Source organism: Moraxella sp. CTOTU48268 (genome assembly GCF_032069585.1).
Lineage (GTDB): Bacteria > Pseudomonadota > Gammaproteobacteria > Pseudomonadales > Moraxellaceae > Faucicola > Faucicola cinerea.
This window is the reverse complement of the sequence record NZ_DAMALV010000021.1, coordinates 1-15,128: the sequence shown is the minus strand read 5'-3', so window position 1 is coordinate 15,128 and position 15,128 is coordinate 1. Positions and strand designations below refer to the sequence as shown.

14 protein-coding genes are annotated in these 15,128 nt (G+C 44.5%); 8 read left to right on the top strand and 6 right to left on the bottom strand.

All coding sequences use genetic code 11. The annotated features are described in order from the left end of the window. The first annotated feature begins 21 nt into the window (after positions 1 to 21). Together ahpC and cytX are read left to right on the top strand one after the other, a co-directional pair. On the top strand, positions 22 to 588 hold the full coding sequence (ahpC, locus tag RT143_RS08175; protein ID WP_050323971.1) for an alkyl hydroperoxide reductase subunit C: 567 nt from the start codon (positions 22 to 24) through the stop codon (positions 586 to 588). Positions 589 to 726: 138 nt separating this feature from the next. Then, positions 727 to 1,926, top strand: coding sequence for a putative hydroxymethylpyrimidine transporter CytX (cytX, locus tag RT143_RS08170; protein WP_313092346.1), 1,200 nt, complete (start codon positions 727 to 729; stop codon positions 1,924 to 1,926). 154 nt (positions 1,927 to 2,080) lie between these two features. Here cytX and RT143_RS08165 read toward each other — a convergent pair whose 3' ends face one another. Then, positions 2,081 to 2,305: an HP1242/YdcH family protein gene (locus RT143_RS08165; RefSeq protein WP_313092345.1), complete on the bottom strand. Its 225-nt coding sequence runs from the start codon at positions 2,303 to 2,305 to the stop codon at positions 2,081 to 2,083. 337 nt (positions 2,306 to 2,642) lie between these two features. On the opposite strand from RT143_RS08165, the gene ahpF reads away from it, so the two are divergent. The 6 genes from ahpF to RT143_RS08135 all read left to right on the top strand — a co-directional run bounded on the left by ahpF (position 2,643) and on the right by RT143_RS08135 (position 11,234). Next, positions 2,643 to 4,226, top strand: coding sequence for an alkyl hydroperoxide reductase subunit F (gene ahpF, locus RT143_RS08160; RefSeq protein ID WP_313092343.1), 1,584 nt, complete (start codon positions 2,643 to 2,645; stop codon positions 4,224 to 4,226). Positions 4,227 to 4,406: 180 nt separating this feature from the next. Continuing rightward, positions 4,407 to 5,309 (top strand): 3-hydroxyacyl-CoA dehydrogenase, encoded by a 903-nt coding sequence (locus RT143_RS08155; protein ID WP_313092342.1) that lies wholly within the window; start codon positions 4,407 to 4,409, stop codon positions 5,307 to 5,309. Positions 5,310 to 5,474: 165 nt separating this feature from the next. Continuing rightward, positions 5,475 to 8,429, top strand: a complete 2,955-nt coding sequence (locus RT143_RS08150) for a hypothetical protein (RefSeq protein WP_313092341.1) — start codon at positions 5,475 to 5,477, stop codon at positions 8,427 to 8,429. Positions 8,430 to 8,547: 118 nt separating this feature from the next. After that, the gene (locus tag RT143_RS08145) at positions 8,548 to 9,651 is read left to right on the top strand and encodes a 4-phosphoerythronate dehydrogenase (protein WP_313092340.1); all 1,104 of its coding nucleotides are present in this window, start codon (positions 8,548 to 8,550) and stop codon (positions 9,649 to 9,651) included. 107 nt (positions 9,652 to 9,758) lie between these two features. Then, entirely contained in the window at positions 9,759 to 10,724 is a 966-nt protein-coding gene (epmA, locus tag RT143_RS08140) for an EF-P lysine aminoacylase EpmA (RefSeq protein WP_313092339.1), read from the top strand. Between the two features lie 30 nt (positions 10,725 to 10,754). Further along, complete coding sequence (locus tag RT143_RS08135) at positions 10,755 to 11,234, top strand: DMT family transporter (RefSeq protein ID WP_157797004.1); 480 nt, start codon at positions 10,755 to 10,757, stop codon at positions 11,232 to 11,234. A 13-nt stretch (positions 11,235 to 11,247) separates the two neighbouring features. Here RT143_RS08135 and RT143_RS08130 read toward each other — a convergent pair whose 3' ends face one another. From RT143_RS08130 to RT143_RS08110, 5 genes are all read right to left on the bottom strand, one after another. Continuing rightward, positions 11,248 to 11,931 carry a hypothetical protein gene (locus tag RT143_RS08130; RefSeq protein ID WP_313092338.1) on the bottom strand — a complete coding sequence of 228 codons (684 nt, stop codon included), beginning with the start codon at positions 11,929 to 11,931 and terminating at the stop codon, positions 11,248 to 11,250. 6 nt (positions 11,932 to 11,937) lie between these two features. Next, positions 11,938 to 12,396 carry a YaiI/YqxD family protein gene (locus tag RT143_RS08125; protein ID WP_313092364.1) on the bottom strand — a complete coding sequence of 153 codons (459 nt, stop codon included), beginning with the start codon at positions 12,394 to 12,396 and terminating at the stop codon, positions 11,938 to 11,940. A 30-nt stretch (positions 12,397 to 12,426) separates the two neighbouring features. Continuing rightward, positions 12,427 to 12,759, bottom strand: coding sequence for a protein tyrosine phosphatase family protein (locus RT143_RS08120; protein ID WP_313015930.1), 333 nt, complete (start codon positions 12,757 to 12,759; stop codon positions 12,427 to 12,429). A 63-nt stretch (positions 12,760 to 12,822) separates the two neighbouring features. Further along, positions 12,823 to 14,538 (bottom strand): SulP family inorganic anion transporter, encoded by a 1,716-nt coding sequence (locus tag RT143_RS08115; RefSeq protein ID WP_313092336.1) that lies wholly within the window; start codon positions 14,536 to 14,538, stop codon positions 12,823 to 12,825. A gap of 78 nt (positions 14,539 to 14,616) precedes the next feature. Then, the gene (locus RT143_RS08110; protein ID WP_257620010.1) at positions 14,617 to 14,967 is read right to left on the bottom strand and encodes a metalloregulator ArsR/SmtB family transcription factor; all 351 of its coding nucleotides are present in this window, start codon (positions 14,965 to 14,967) and stop codon (positions 14,617 to 14,619) included. Between the last annotated feature and the right edge of the window lie 161 nt (positions 14,968 to 15,128).

The following is a 15,128-nucleotide window of genomic DNA, read 5'->3' as shown; positions in this document are numbered from 1 at the left end:
AGCTTATATAAGGAAAAATCCATGGCTGCAATTATCAACCAAACCATTCCAGAATTCAAAACCCAAGCATTTGTGAATGGTGAATTCAAAGAAATCTCATCTGATGACGTTAAAGGCAAATGGGCAGTGTTTTTCTTCTACCCACATGACTTTACTTTTGTTTGCCCAACTGAACTTGAAGACATGGCAGACCACTACGAAGAAATCAAAGCATTAGGCGCGGAAGTTTATGCGGTATCGACAGACACCCATTTTGTACACAAAGCATGGGCAGATGCGTCACCTGCAATCGCTAAAGTAAAATACCCAATGCTTGGCGATGGTACTGGTAAAATCACCCGCGGCTTTAACGTGATGATTGAAGAAGACAACGCTGCGCTTCGTGGTACTTTCTTGGTAGACCCAGACGGTAAAATCAAAGTGGCAGAAATTCATGACTTAGGTATCGGTCGTTCTGCCAAAGACTTAATCCGTAAAATCCAAGCCGCTCAATACGTGCGTGACAACGACGGTGAAGTATGTCCAGCGGCCTGGGAAAAAGGTAAAGAAACCTTAAAACCAAGCCTAGATTTAGTGGGTAAAATCTAATCTTGATGGTCTAATGTTTTATTGACTGACAATTAGATAAAGTTAAAAACCTCAAATTGAAAGATTTGGGGTTTTTTTATTCAACTACTGTTGTTAACAATGATAAAATCAGCTTCTTTGAAGCTTGAGAAAATAACCATGGATAGCGCACAAACCACTCACCAAACTGGCAGTCAGACCACAAGTAGCCATTATGCCTTGCTTTGGGCAGGGGCAGCTGTGTCAATCGCTGAGATTTTGACGGGCACCTACCTTGCGCCATTGGGGTGGGAGCGTGGCTTGTTAGCCATCGTCATTGGGCATATGATAGGTGGAATGCTATTTTTTTTAGTCGGCTATATTGGGGCAACCCAACGCAAAAGTGCCATGGAAACGGTGAAGGGTAGTTTTGGTTTTCAAGGTGGGATGCTTTTTGCTTTGCTAAATGTTGTGCAGTTGGTCGGCTGGACAGCCATCATGATTTATGATGGGGCATTGGCGGTCAATGGGATTTGGGCTATCGGACAAGCGGCCTGGTGTGGCGTGATTGGTGCGCTGATTGTGTTGTGGCTGTGGATGGGCAACCGCTTCTTTGGCAAAATCAATGCGTTGGCGGTAGCTGGGTTATTTATGTTAACGCTTATTTTGTCTTATAAAATATTTGAATTGAGCACGGGACATGCGGCAGCGACAAAAGACGTGGCAGCAGCGATGAGCTTTGGGGCAGCCGTGGAGCTCGCGGTCATTATGCCGTTGTCGTGGTTGCCACTGGTGAGTGATTATACTCGCCATGCGCAAAAACCTTTGCAAGCGACGCTCGTGAGCACCGTGAGCTATGGGGTGATGAGTGCGTGGATGTATGCGATTGGACTGGGCATGGCCTTGTATACCCAAACGTCGGATTTTGCCCAAATGCTATTACAGCTTGGATTGGGCGTGGCAGGGTTATTGTTGATTGTGCTCGCGACGGTGACAACCACGTTTTTGGATGCGTACTCGGCAGGCGTGTCGGGTGTGTCGCTGTGGCAAAAACTTCCAGAAAAAGGCTTGGCAATTGGCATTACCCTCATCTGTGCCATCGCAGCGATGCTGTTTCCCATGGATGATATCACTGAATTTTTATACTTTTTAGGCTCAGTGTTTGCGCCAATGGCAGCCATTCAAATTGTGGACTTTTTTATTTTAAAAAATACCGATATTAAACAGCGTTTTAATGTCAAAAATTTGATTGTCTGGGCGATTGGTTTTTGCTTGTATCGTTATTGGCTTGCCCATCCACTCGATATCGGGAATACCTTGCCGGTGATTATGGTGACGATGCTGCTATGCTTCTTGGTTAATGTATTCACAAAAAAATAATGCTGTCCGCCACGCTTAAACCAATTTTTTTACAGTCCAATTTTCTTAAAGTAGGGTTGATTGGTTGATTTAAGCCTTACACTCGCTATCAATAGCAAAAGCCCTGTCACAACGAACAGGGCTTTAATCAATAAAATCGAATTTAGCTTAGAACTTAGTTGTTTTTATTGTCTTCTAAGATTTTGTAGATTTCATCCTTTAATTGCAGTTTTTGTTTTTTTAATGCTTCAATTTCGTCGTCACGGCTGCCTGCTGCAACAGGATCTTTTTCTAGGTTAATGATTTGAGCATCTAATTCGTTGTGTTTATCAAATAATTTTTCAAAGTGTTTATCAGAAGTTTTTAGTTTGCTAATAAGTTCGCGATGTTCTGGAAACATAGTCCTTTCCTTTTTTTGGTTGTATGTGAAAAATAATGCAAAGGGGTCAATACATAAGACAAATTTGATTGAGTTGGTATATTGCATTTGTCTTATTAGCATTGTAACGAAAAATTGTAGGGTTGACTATACGCTAATCGGTAACAATTGGTGAGGGGGGAAAGCCATACTATCAATGCACTTAAGTAATTTATCTATTAATATTTTGTTATATAAAATAATAAACGTTTTGTTTTTTAAAACATAGCTATCAACTTTCTTAGATTGTCAAAGCCCACAAAAATCACAATAATAAGGTTAACACAATGACTTATCCAATGACTAGAAGGAAAATACCATGTTAGATCAAGGTTTATTAGATGCAGTGAAAAGTTATAGCGAACGTATGACTCGCCCGATTGAGTTTGTGTTGGGTGAGGGTGAACATGAACAGCGCGCTGAACTGGTGGATTTTTTGACCCAAATTGCAGGAACCACTGACAAGATTAGTTTGAGTCAACAATTCGATGCCAATCTATCACCGATGAGTTTTAAAATCCGTAGCCAAGACAAAGATACGGGTATCATTTTTAGTGGTATTCCAGGTGGTCACGAGTTTACCTCATTGATTTTGGCGATTTTACAATCAGGTGGCAGTGAGCTCAAACTTGACCCAGGTATTCAAAATATCATTAAGGCGATTAAACAACCGCTAAAATTTGAAACTTTCGTCTCGTTGTCTTGCCACAACTGTCCTGACGTGGTGCAAGCGCTAAACCAATTTGCGTTACTCAATGACAACATCAGCAATGAAATGATTGATGGTGGTGTGTTCCAAGACATGATTAACGAGCGCAATATCCAAGGCGTACCTGCGGTATATTTAAATGGCAAACCTTTTGCCAATGGTAAAATTGACACTGCCAAACTCATCGAGAAACTGCAACAGCAATATCCAGATTTGATGAGTGGTGCAGCAGCAGCCGAACAGCTTGAGCAGCAAGATGTGACCATCATCGGTGGCGGACCTGCGGGCGTGGCGGCAGCCATTTATGTAGCACGTAAAGGCTTAAAAGTGACCATGGTGGCTGATCGTATCGGTGGGCAAGTGAAAGATACCCAAGATATCGAAAACTTGATTTCAATCCCATTGACCAATGGTAATGAATTATCTGCCAATTTTGTCAAACATATCACCGCTTATAGTATCACGGTCAAAGAAATGGTAAGCGTGACATCCATCACCGAAAATTCTGCACAAATGAATGAGCAAGGCGAGGATAAGCTAACCTACCAAATTACCTTGAATACGGGTGAAAGTTTCGCCACTCGTGCGATTATCGTAGCGACGGGGGCAAAATGGCGTAAGCTTAACATCAAAGGTGAAGACGAAAATATCGGTAGTGGCGTTGCGTATTGTCCGCACTGTGATGGTCCGTTCTTTAAAGGTAAAGACGTGGCAGTTGTGGGCGGCGGTAACTCAGGGATTGAAGCGGCAATTGACTTGGCAGGCATTGTCAAACACGTGACCGTGTTAGAATTTGCTGACACGCTCAAAGCAGACCAAGTATTGATTAATAAAGCCAAAGAGCGCGATAATATCGATATCATGACAAGTGTAGCGAGCCAAGAAGTCAAAGCAACCGCTGGTAAAGTCAGTTCGCTAATTTACCAAGACCGTACCACCGGTGAAAACAAAGAATTGCCATTATCTGCTATCTTTGTGCAAATCGGACTGGTGCCAAACTCGGAAGTGGTCAAAGATTTGGTACAGGTGACCAAATTTGGTGAAATTGAAATCAATGAGAAATGCCAAACCAACAAACCCGGAATTTTTGCCTGTGGTGATGTCACTACCGTGCCATTTAAGCAAATTAATATTGCGATGGGCGAAGGTAGTAAAGCGGCACTCAGTGCGTTTGAATACCTCATGTTGCAATAATTTTTTAGTTATTTTTCAAAAAAAGCCAAACGTCATAGTTTGGCTTTTTTTTGGCGGGTGACTTTTTTTTGGCGGGTAATATTCTGTTGCCTTGTCAGTCTATATTGGCGCGGTAGGCATACTACCCAAAATCCGCTACAATAACTTGCAAACTATCATAACGATTTAAAGGAATAAATCATGACAACAGCAAATACTTCATCCATCAAGCAGGTGACGGTAGCCGGCGGCGGCGTACTGGGTTCTCAAATCGCCATGCAAAATGCCTTTTTTGGCTTTAACGTCACAATCTTTGATAAAGAACCCGAAAAGGTGAAAGAGCGCATCGCAAAACTCATGCCCATCTACGCCAAATTCTATGACAAAAGCCCAGCACAAGCCCAAGTAATCACCGATGCGATTCGCTATGTGACTGACTTAGGCGAAGCCGTGGCAGAGGCTGATTTGGTGATTGAAGCCTTACCCGAAGTCCTCGATATCAAAAATGAATTTTATAAGGCGCTGGCAAAGGTAGCCCCAAGTCACACGATTTTTGCCAGTAACAGCTCAACGTTGATTCCTAGCCAAATGGTCGATGCCACAGGTCGTCCCGATAAATTTTTGGCGTTACACTTTGCCAACCGTATCTGGGTGAACAACACCGCAGAAGTCATGGGCTCAGCGCATACCGACCCGGCAGTATTTGACAGCATTGTTGCTTATGCCAAAGCCATTGGCATGGTGGCGTTACCCCTCAATAAAGAACAGCCTGGCTATATCTTAAATACCCTCTTGGTGCCCTTCTTAAATGCCGGTATGCACTTGTATGCCAATGACATTGCCGATCCGCAGACCGTTGACAAAACTTGGATGATTGGCACAGGTGCACCAATGGGACCGTTTGCGATGATGGATATCGTCGGGGTCAATACCATTATTAATATCAGCCAGCAAAAAGCCAAAACAGGCTCAAAAACTGCCGAGCGATTTATCCAAAAACTGCAAACCGAACTGATTGATAAAGGTCGCACAGGGTTTGAAGTGGGGAAGGGTTTTTATGATTATCCAAACCCGGCTTATAAAGACCCTGATTTTTTAAAATAAGCGTCAAAAAAGATTAAAAGTCAGTATGTAAAAGTGAGAGGATGACAAAAGCCCATTGACCCAACATGGGCTTTGTTTTTTTATTGCGGCAGCACCCACGGCTAGCACTTGCCAAAGCCAACAATTTACCCCAAAATGATAAAAAATTGTTGCCAAAAACCCCCGATGAAGCCAACCACCGCCCAACAAGTCAACACCTTATTATATTATTTGCAGACCAAGCAGACACCGCCGTTTGAGATCCTGTTTTGGGAAAACTTGCAAAAGATTGACTTTGATTATTCAGCCAACAGCCTACAACAACTCAGTCAGTTTTTTGCAGCAATGGCAAAACGCCACATTCAATTGCCACAATTATTGGCAAACCAAAGCGGGCAAGCACTTATAGTAGCGCTCGCCGCCTATATTGCAGACTATTTAGCCAAAACCACCGGGCAACCGATTGCTTGGTATGACTATGACAGGATGTCAGCACAACTGGCACGGCAAAATAAGTACCCCATCCAGTCACAGTTACCTGCCGATTTTTACGCGTCACTCACCGCGCACATCGGGCACAAAGTCTATTGCCAACCGCTTAAGCTATTACCAGATTTGCTGCAGGGTAAGGATGTGTTGCCACAGTTTATTGCCCAGATGACGCAAACTGTCTATCAGCAATCGCAAGTCAACTTATTGCAATCGCCTGAGGCAGTGTGTCAGGGCTATTTGGCAAAAGTGAAAACAGGCAAACTACAGGATGCCGCTATCGCATTTTCTACCTATCTGGCAGCGGTGAGTTTTGATCATAGCCGTGATAGTTTGGTGCAAATTGATGAGGCGTTATCGGCTATCCAGCAGGCGTTTGGGTTTACGCAAGCGGATTATCTGGATTTTTTGCAAGACACCTCACGTCAAGCATTTTGTTATTTGCTGGGGTTTTATATTGGCGTGACCAGCAGTCGCTTGGCAAATGCGCCCGTGCGCTGGGTATCTTTTGCGCAGATGTATGACAGCTTGGGCGAGGCGTTTGCTGAATGCCTTGAGCATAGTTTTGTACTGCTGTTTGAGGACTGCTATCGCACACCGATGCTGGTAGTGACCAATCGGTTATTTGGACTTGCTAGCAATTTTCCGACCACCGCTGCTGAGTTTGCGGATATTGTGCAGCGGCAAAATGCAGGTCACCTAGCAGTTTATCCTTATCAAGACGCTGTGAGCGCTACCACTAACTTGCCCGCGCTTTGGACGTCAGCCATGCAGGCGGCGGGTGCGTTGGTGGCGTCTGTGCTATCAAGGCTATCACAAGGTGAGCCAATTTTACCTTGTGTCTATCAAGCGCATAGCAGCGACAATACAGGGGGTGACTTAACCGCATTTAATCCATCTAATATTAAGTTGTTATCACCTAGCGATACGGATTTAGCCACAGTTACAGCCACAGATACAGACACGGTGATTGATAGCCTCTACCAAACGCTGCATCAAAATCCACAATTAGCCCCCATAATCGTAGGCTGTTTTGATAGCTATACCAATTTGCCGATGGGGCGTACTGAAGGGGTGGTCATTGAAATATGGGTGTATGAAAACCCTCGCTTGCAGTTGCAGCTTGTATTGCCGTACCAGTCTGCCAATGATTGGCACAGTCTAAAAATTTATCCGTTAGTCATTCATCAAAATGGCGCACAAACAGCGCTTACATCCGAACAAATAACCGCATTAACCACTCACTTTTACCAAGCACTGCTAAGCGCACCTTCAACACAAAATACCGCGGTCAAAACGCTGTGGCAAGACGCCTATGTCAATCAACTTGATAACTGGGTATTGCCGCCCAAAGACCAGCGTATCCAGCAACAAAACGCGCAGCTGGTGACGCATTTTGATTTTGCGCTATTGCCGATACTCGATAATCAAACCAATGTGAATATGGCAGCTTTTGACTATACCAGCATTGATTGGCGCGGGTTTGATTTGGCGAAACATATTTTGCAAGCCAGCCACCACGAACAAAGCTATTTGCAGGTATACGCCAGTGATAACTTGATTAAAGATGAACTGTATCGGCAAGTAGAGGCGACTGAGGATTTATATCGCTATGGCAAAGTGGTGTGGGGTGTTGTGATAAAATCTGATGCAGCGTTAACCGAGCCTATGTCAGAAGAAGAACGAGACACGCCTTTTGCCAACTATCGGGTTAGTTGTGCCGACATTTTGTTTGATCCAAGCGGGCAAGCAAGGGTAGAAGATTTGCAAGCCAAGGCAAGTCAATTAATGGATGCGATTGGCAAGGTCAATCAGCCTTCAAATACTACGCCCGACGTAGCGTTTTATCAATTACATTACCAAGACCACACATCTAGGGTGTTTAATTTGGCGTATCCAGCCAGTATCGCAGTGACAAACTATCGGATAACTACCAGTTGGATTTGGCGGCGTCATTTACCCAATGGCATGTTATCAAACAGCATAGTGCCCATTATTATTCATACTAATGCTTACCAAAATAAAGCCGAGCAGGGCGAAATTATGGTATTACCTAGCCAATTATGGGATAAAGCCTATTATCACTATTGGCTAAGCTTGGCTTATGAGCAGTTTGGGCAAGATTATGATTTACTTCCCTATATCCACTGGCAGCAAAAATACGCACAGGATAGCACCGATGCCGCAACCCAAAAGCGGCTATGGCCAAAATTTAAACCCAACCGAGCACCTAATCGAGCACCTAGCCGAGAACAAAGTTCAGCCATCGGATTGATGTCAGACAAGCTAGAAAATCCAATGTCAGCTACTGCTAAGCAACAAGCAACTATTCAACAAGCTGCTATTCAACAAACGACTGGGCAAAAACTTGTTGATGTAAAACCAGTTTCACCGCCCTCAACACAGTCAACTCCCCAGACAGCACAGGCAGCTAAAACATCACAGACACCACAGATATTACGGACACCAAAGGCAATGCCACCATCCTCACTATCCAATGAATTGGCGCAGCAACTCAAGAATGACAAGCTGCGCTTACAAACCCAATTATCCACCAAAGATACAGCCAAAGATAAAAAACTCCTAGTGATTGCTATCGGTGGGGTGCTTGTTTTGATTATCATGGTGATACTGGTCAAATTGATGCGATAAATTTCCCCAATTTTTATTTGAAAAAAGTCAGCATACGCATCAAAAGGTCATAAAAATTTGTTATGCTAACGGTCTGTAAGTTGGATGATGACAACAAAAAGAAAGATAGGGATACAATATGAAAATTATTGCTGATGGCAATATTGCTCATTTAAGCGATTTTTTTAATGAACACACTTTAGGGCGACCCATTGAATTGATTGCGATGGCAGGGCGCGAGATTGACGCGGCTGTGATAGATGAGCATCAGCCTGATATTTTGCTAGTACGTTCCGTCACGCCTGTCAACAAGCTGTTATTAGACAACAATAAAAGCGTCAAATTTGTCGGTAGTACCACCATCGGCATCGACCATGTCGATGTGGAGTACCTCGCCAAGCGCGGCATCATTTTTGCCCATGCCGCTGGCTGTAGTAAGCATTCGGTTGCCCAATATGTGGTGGCAGCGATTGCCAATTTGCGCCCTGATTATTTATTCAAATCCATCAACCTTGGCATTATTGGGGTGGGTAATATCGGTAATACCCTCGCGCAATATGCGATTTCCTATGGCTGGAATGTGCTGGGCTATGACCCACTCAAACCACCGTCGGTGGTGAACAACGCCAAACTTGAAACTGTACTGCAAGAAAGCAATGTGATTAGCTTTCACGTGCCACTGACGCATGCGCACAACAGCTCATATCCCACCCATCACGACTATCTGATGACCCAAGCGCGCTGGCAAACCGTATCCGACACTGCCATCATCATCAATACCTCACGCGGTGAAGTGCTCGGTCGTGACGATATTGTCGCAAGCCCGAATGTGTGTGTACTCGATGTGTTTGAACACGAGCCCAATATCGATGCGCAGCTGCTCAAAGCCTGTAGTATCGTCACCCCGCATATCGCCGGTTATACCTTAGAGGGCAAACTTAGGGGTACACAGTTTGTCTACAATGCCTTATGCAAATATTTACAGGTTGCCCCAACGGTTGATTTTCATAGCTTGATGCCAGCTGAAGTGCCGCTGTTTCAAGAAGTGCATAACCCACTCAAAGACCACGAGCGCCATCAACTGCTCAATAAAATTCCTGTGATGTATGATATCAAAGCTGATGACAAGCGTTTACGTAGTGTGGCAAATGCAAACGGTGATATTGAAGGCAAAGACTTTGATAACCTGCGTAAGAATTACCCGCTGCGCCGTGAATGGCAATCATACGTGTTTAAAATTTGATCAAAATGCTCAACGTGAGATAAAGCAAAAATAGCCAGTATGGGAAAATACTAGCTATTTTTTTTGGGTCTGCTAATATTGTCGCAAATCCAACTATTCAAACTGCTATGTCAACCACTTATCAACCTACTTGTACCCTACAAACCGCCCAAGCCCGTGCTGCGATGTATGCCACCATTCGCCAGTTTTTTGCCGAGCGACAGGTGCTAGAAGTACAAACCCCAGTGATGTCACAGGCGGGCAACACTGATATATTTTTGCAATCCGTCTCTAGCAATGTCACTGTGGGAGACCATCCAACAACCTACTATCTGCACACCTCACCCGAATTTGCCATGAAGCGTCTATTGGCAGCTTGGCAAGTGCCGATGTACCAGATTTGCCCTGTGTTTCGCGACAACGAAATTGGCAGCCGCCACAACATTGAATTTACCATGCTTGAATGGTATCGTCCCAATTTTAGCTTGGATGAACTGGCAAAAGAAACCAACGATTTGGTATCTGCGGTACTCGGCTATCCGGTGATTTTTGACCATTATCGCTATGTGGATGCCTTTATGGATTTTGTTAAAATTCATCCCTTCAATGCCAGTTGCGATACCCTCAAAGCCATCGCTAAAGATAATGGTCTTAACATTGATTTGGGGGACGATCACCAAGGCTGGTTAGATTTATTATTTAGTCATTTGGTGGAGCCTAATTTGGGAAAAGCGCTACCGACACTCATCTACGATTATCCTGTCGCCACTGCCGCGCTTGCCAAGACAGTCACAGACAAAGATGGCAATCGGGTAGCTAGACGCTTTGAGCTGTATATCAATGGTCTTGAAATCGCCAACGCGTATGATGAGCTGGCTGATGGACAAGCGCTGCGTCTGCGTTTTGATGAAGACAATGTGGCGCGTAAAAAACGCGGGCTACCTGTAATGCCAATTGACGAAAATCTGCTGGCAGCTTGTGATGCCCTGCCAGCTTGTAGTGGCATTGCGCTTGGCATTGACAGGCTGCTGATGATTAAAACGGGAAAAACCCATATCCGCGATGTCATCGCTTTACCCACCCCTCACGCCTAACAGCAGTGAACTCAAAAAATAGGAATTGATATGAAAATTTGGCATTTATTTTTGGGGCTGATGGCAGGCTTGGGCATCCCGATTCAAGCAGCGATTAATACTAGATTGGGCGCAATGTTTGGTGGTCAACCGCTAATGGCCGCATTCGTATCGTTTACGGTTGGCGCGCTATTATTGTTCTTGGTGTCTTTGCTATTCGTCGATTGGCAAGCGGTACAATCGGGTCTATCAGACATGCAAATCAGTGATTGGTGGAAATGGCTTGGCGGTGCGCTGGGCGCATTTTTTGTTTTTGCGTCGATTTTTTTAGCGCCAAAAATCGGTGTTGCCAATACGGTGTTTTTGTTTATTTTAGGTCAGCTGGTCATGGGCATGGTGGTGGATAGCTTGGGTTTATTTGGTATGCCTGTTAAAACCCTGCATTGGAGTAAATTTTTGGGGATTGTATTGATGCTGGTGGGCGTATCGTTTTTTATGTTTGGACAAAAATGGTTTGCTAAGTCGTCATAATGCTATTTTTAGGTCAATGTTCAAATCTAATCGCTAATTGATGGATGTAGTCATTGAATTTGTGTTCATCTTGCGAACCAATCATAAAAGCATTGGGAATAGACTCATCCATCCCCAATAACATCACCACGCCAAACTCCTCAGCTTGAAAATAGCGCTCATGCGGTTGACGCAGTTCAATGATTTCACTGGCGATATGCTGTAATTTTTCATTCAAATCGGCTGGAATCGATTGTCCATCAAAATCATAAATTTGGGCATGGTGTTTCAATCCACCATTGACGCCATTGACAATCGCTTGCGCCAGTAAGAACTCCGCTAACGGTAATTCATCAAACCAATGAATTTCGCTTTGTTCAATCGCATCAAAGTTGCGGCTCATTTGCACCATCGGGTTATGCTGCTTTTTTGGGCTTAGGTCATCTACATGAATGCCCCATACCGCATCGTCATCGCAGGTTTTGCCAATGACGAGATGGTCGCCCAAGCGTTCTAACGGCAATAAGCCAAGGTGATTAAAGCCACTATTGAGACTAGCAATATTGCCTAAAGCCAATAAATAATGATACAAACCTGCAGGTAATTGAACGCCCAAGGCCTGCTCATTTTGCTCAATCATTGTCTGACTGACACCCAGCGGTTCGGGGTGATTTTCCAGTTGATACAATAACTTAATAGCACGAATAGGGTTTAGCATAATCAACTAGCGAATCCAAGCGTTCAAAATATTGGCAAAGGCTTGCTTGTCTTTGTCGCTATAGGGCGCTTGTCCGCCCAATTTGCTTTGTTGACTGGGGTCAAAAACGCCTGTACTACGCATGGTGTCCATAAAATCGCGCATATTCAGTTTTTGCTTGATGTTGTCTTTGTCATACACAAAACCGCGAGAAGTCACCACCTTGGCACCTTTTTCAATGCAGTCATTGGCAAGTGGAATATCGCTGGTGATGACCACATCGCCCGCCACACAGTGCGCTGCGATATAGTCATCCGCTTTATCAAAACCGCCTTCGACCACTGTCATCTGCAAAACTGGCAACCGTGGCAAAGCAATGGCACGATTGGCGACAAAAATTGTGGTCATCTGCGTGCGCTCCGCAGTTTTGATGATGATTTGCTTGGCAATATTGGGAATTGCGTCAGCGTCTATCCACAGGGTAATTTTTGCTGTCATAGCTTTCACTAAAAAGGATTAGTCGTCTAGCAAATCAAGCTGTTTGGCAGACTGAAATAACACGTTTGAGCGGTTGCCCGAACGGCAGAACATAAACACGGGTTTTTCTGCTTGATTAAAAATCTCGGCAAACTGCTCAACTTGCTCACGGGTTAATTGACCACCAACGACCGGTAGATAATGATAGGCGAGCCCTGCTTGCTGTGCTTTAGTAGCGATATCCGTTTGCAGCGGTTGGTTGGGTTCTTCGCCATCGGGGCGGTTGTTGATGATGGTTTTAAAGCCCTGCGCGCCGATTTTGTCAACTTGCTCAGGTTGAATTTGACCATAAAAAACAGTATTGTTTGGCATGTTGTGTTTCCTTATAAAGTTAGCGTTGATTATTCATGTTTTTACTGACTACGACAAGTATATTTATTGGGTTAATTGTTTAACCGCTTGTTGCGTACTTAAAAATACCTTGCCTGTTAATTTTTGAATCACATCGGTTTTTTCAATCACATCCATCACAGGCCCTTTGACTTCCGAAAAATGTAGGGTGATAGCTTGAGCCGCCAAATTTTGGTTTAAATTGATGAGCATATCTTGTGCCGTCAAATCAATATGATTGACTGCCGACAACATCAGCACCAGATTTTTAGTCTGTGAATGACTGGCAATCGCTTGCTCAATAAAGTGTAGTACGGACTGGGCATTACCATAAAACAGACTTTCATCAATACGAATGATCAACAAATCATCAAACTGGGTCACTGGATGGCGTGCAACATTACGAAAATGCCCGGTATCACCAATTTGACCCACAATCGCGATATGCGGGTGGCTGGTTTGCCAAATCAGGCCTGCAAAGGAGGCTAACAGCCCCGCCACCAAGCCAATATTTAGCCCAAACAATAACACACCTGTGAGTGCCACGCCAAATGCCAGCGCATCGAGTTTGTCATAGCGCAGCGCTTGCTTGAGCGTTTGCACATCAATCATACTGATAATCACTGACATGATCGTAGCACCCAATATGGCATAGGGGAGTGGCTCTAAAGTCTGGCTAAAAAACAGCAGCACCAATGCCATCACCAGTACCGATAACATACTGGCAAGGGGACTTTGCGCGCCCGCATCGACATTTACCGCGGTGCGTGAGAAGCCACCGACAATGGTAAACGACTGAAAAAATGCACCTGCGATATTGGCAACGCCTAGCCCTTTGAGTTCCAGATTAGCATCGTAAGCTTCATGGCGTTGTCGGGCAAATGAGCTGGCAACCGAGTTGCTAGAGACAAACGCAATCAGCGCCATCAATCCTGCTGCAGGTAATAAATTAATGAGTTCAACGGGCGAAATCTGGTAAAACGGCAGCACAAAATGCGGCAAACCACTGGGTACATCCGCCACTGTGCGAATACCGATAGCGGCAAAGTTGCCAAATTGACTGGCGATAATACCGATTGCCAGCACCGCAAGGGGTAACATACGCGTGATGACCTCAATGACTCTGGCAGCCAATAAAGGCTTGAGCCAAGTTTTAAGATAATAACGGTTGATAAACAGTATGGTGAATGCCGCAACGCCGACCATCAAAGTGGGCACGTGCAACTCACGGCGATGAAACAAAAAAGTTTCAACATTCTCTAGCAGTGAATTGCCACTAATCGCGATACCCGTCACATATTTGATTTGCCCGACCAAAATCAAAATTGCCGCGCCACTAATAAACCCTGCCGTCACGCCACGGCTAATAAACTGGGTAATCCAGCCGAGCCGAAACACGCTTGCTAGCCATAATAGTGCCCCTGTTATCAGCGCCAAAAACGACGCCATAATGGCATAATGCATCGGCGGTAACTCGTTATAGGGCTGTAGCGCTTGCGCGGTCATAATCGCCGTAATCGCCACAGGACCGACGGCATTGACCGAGCTTGCGCCAATCCACGCATACACCAGTACCGGCACAATCGCTGAATATAACCCATACACAGGGGGCAACCCTGACAGCATGGCATAACCCAAACTTTGCGGAATCACCAAAATACCCACGATAACACCCGCCAACAAATCTTGACTGAGATTTGCCTTGTTATAGTGCGTTACCCAGTGAGGTAAGCGTCGCAAGTTGGCTAAATGTAATGGCAAGGTGGTTATCCCGATAAAGTGGTTACTCTGATAAATTAGCTTCCAATAAATTGGCAGACTCGTTAGCTTTAGACTTAATTATTTTGTCTGACAAAAGCGATCATACAGTACATTGAGGATTGCCAAGGCATCCTCACTGGCGACTGAATAATAAATTTGTTTGCCCTCGCGGCGGGTGTTGACCAAACCATCTTTACGCAAAATCCCCAATTGCTGAGACAGACTTGGTTGACCCAGTCCCACTTTCTCTTCAAGCTGGCTCACACAATGCTCACCTTGCGTTAATTGACACAGCAGCATCAAGCGGTCAGGATGAGATAAAGACTTTAACAACTGGCTGGCTTTTCCTGCAGCAGCGTGCATTTGATCGAGCATGGTTGCATCCATCGATACAGGAGCATCGGACTGCGGTTCGGCAATTTCAGACATGACTTTTCCCCCAAAGTGTTTTGATGGCTGATACGCAATGGCTGATACTAACTGGTGCTACCATCAAACTTATCACATAATTTTAAAATCAATAAACGTTTGCGGCAATACAATATATTGAAAAACATATTATAAAATAATATAATGAATTGAGCAACGTC

Excerpts from the sequence above, each read along its gene's own strand:
- ahpC (WP_050323971.1), top strand. The coding sequence starts at position 22 with ATGGCTGCAATTATCAACCAAACCATTCCAGAATTCAAAACCCAAGCA.
- cytX (WP_313092346.1), top strand. The coding sequence starts at position 727 with ATGGATAGCGCACAAACCACTCACCAAACTGGCAGTCAGACCACAAGT.
- RT143_RS08165 (WP_313092345.1), bottom strand. The coding sequence starts at position 2,305 with ATGTTTCCAGAACATCGCGAACTTATTAGCAAACTAAAAACTTCTGAT.
- ahpF (WP_313092343.1), top strand. The coding sequence starts at position 2,643 with ATGTTAGATCAAGGTTTATTAGATGCAGTGAAAAGTTATAGCGAACGT.
- RT143_RS08155 (WP_313092342.1), top strand. The coding sequence starts at position 4,407 with ATGACAACAGCAAATACTTCATCCATCAAGCAGGTGACGGTAGCCGGC.
- RT143_RS08150 (WP_313092341.1), top strand. The coding sequence starts at position 5,475 with ATGAAGCCAACCACCGCCCAACAAGTCAACACCTTATTATATTATTTG.
- RT143_RS08145 (WP_313092340.1), top strand. The coding sequence starts at position 8,548 with ATGAAAATTATTGCTGATGGCAATATTGCTCATTTAAGCGATTTTTTT.
- epmA (WP_313092339.1), top strand. The coding sequence starts at position 9,759 with ATGTCAACCACTTATCAACCTACTTGTACCCTACAAACCGCCCAAGCC.
- RT143_RS08135 (WP_157797004.1), top strand. The coding sequence starts at position 10,755 with ATGAAAATTTGGCATTTATTTTTGGGGCTGATGGCAGGCTTGGGCATC.
- RT143_RS08130 (WP_313092338.1), bottom strand. The coding sequence starts at position 11,931 with ATGCTAAACCCTATTCGTGCTATTAAGTTATTGTATCAACTGGAAAAT.
- RT143_RS08120 (WP_313015930.1), bottom strand. The coding sequence starts at position 12,759 with ATGCCAAACAATACTGTTTTTTATGGTCAAATTCAACCTGAGCAAGTT.
- RT143_RS08110 (WP_257620010.1), bottom strand. The coding sequence starts at position 14,967 with ATGTCTGAAATTGCCGAACCGCAGTCCGATGCTCCTGTATCGATGGAT.